This window comes from Vibrio sp. D173a (assembly GCF_030248475.1).
Map to the genome: position 1 here is coordinate 1 of NZ_JAHGAH010001187.1, position 1,435 is coordinate 1,435.

At 49.8% G+C, this 1,435-nt stretch carries 1 protein-coding gene and 1 pseudogene; both read left to right on the plus strand.

Annotated elements, in window-relative coordinates; genetic code table 11:
- Positions 1-261, plus strand: a pseudogene (locus KIV40_RS32210) (HlyD family secretion protein); the annotation flags it as partial.
- Positions 258-1,435: efflux RND transporter permease subunit (locus KIV40_RS32215; protein ID WP_285353412.1), on the plus strand; the 1,178-nt coding region annotated here is incomplete at its 3' end. The pseudogene KIV40_RS32210 and the gene KIV40_RS32215, both read left to right, overlap by 4 nt.

A 1,435-nucleotide genomic window follows, 5' to 3' on the forward strand; every position in this document is an offset into this window, starting at 1 on the left:
GGCGCATCCAACCTAGCATGGGTCGTTCCTGAGCGCGCGTTGCATGGTGACACCATTTACCTGATGGATAGTGAGATGCGTCTAACCATGGTTAAGGTCGAGGTTTTGTACCGCCGCGACAATCAAGTGGTGGTGAGTGGCGAATTGAAGCAAGGCGATAAGCTTATTCTCAATGATGTTCTGCCGGCGATAGAGGGCATGCTACTCAGAGAAGCGGGTGCAGAATCAGAATCGCAGCCAATGCAGGAGAGTGATTCATGATCAAGTTCTTCTCTCGACATCCAACCGCAGCCAACCTGCTGATGTTGGGGTTGTTAGTGCTTGGCTTAACGTCACTCTCAACCATTAAGCGTGAAACCTTTCCTGAATATGATCCTCCCTACATCATGGCTGGGATTGTATACCCGGGTGCATCACCACAAGAGGTGGAAGAGAGCCTGTGTATTCGTATGGAAGACGCCGTCGATGGTTTGGCAAACATTGAGGAAACGCAGTGTGAAGCGATCGAAGGCAGTGCTCGTCTGATCCTCAAACTGAATGAGAAAGCCGATATTGGTCGTATGCTGGTGGATGTTCAAACCCAGATTGATTCAATCAACGACTTTCCTTCAGAGATTGAGTCACCGGTAGTTCAAGAGCTTGATTGGAACGAACCAGTCGTTGATGTAGCAATCACTGCCGATACCACATGGCCAGAGCTCAAAGCATACGCGGAACAGCTCAAACGCACCATGAAGCTTGATTATGATGTCTCTTTGGTGGAGGTCAGCGGCTTTTCTGATCATCAATACCGTGTCGAGTTGGACACTCAAGCAATTCGTCAATTGGGGCTCACCGTTAATGACATCGCAGAGCAGATTGGGCGTCAGAACGTTAAGCTGCCAAGTGGTAATGTCGAAACACCCGACAAAAACTTTCTGATCCGTTTTGATGAGCGTCGAGTGACTCCACTAGAGCTCGAAAGTATCGTAGTCGGCTCTGCTCCAAACGGCTCTGTTATTCGCCTGCGAGATATCGCAGTCATCACAGACCGATTTGAACTGGATGAGCAAAAGGTACTGTTTGATGGGAAGCCATCGGCTCTGCTTAAGGTCAGTAAGAACAAAGAAGATGACGCGCTGCGTATCAAAGAGCGCGTGACACAATTCGTTGAAGACCAGAGTGCGATAGCCCCTGATGGCGTAACGCTACAAATGACCAATGACCTCTCTTCTGTATTGTGGGACCGTCTGACGATGATGGTACGCAACGGCTGGCAAGGGATCGTGTTGGTGTTCGCGACTATGTGGCTGTTCTTCAGCTTACGTTACTCATTCTGGGTTGCCGCCGGTCTGCCGGTCGCCTTCCTTGGCGGTCTTTTCTTGATGGCGAATCTTGGGTTGTCTATCAACATCATGTCGCTGGTGGGGCTGTTAATGGCGATCGGTATCATGAT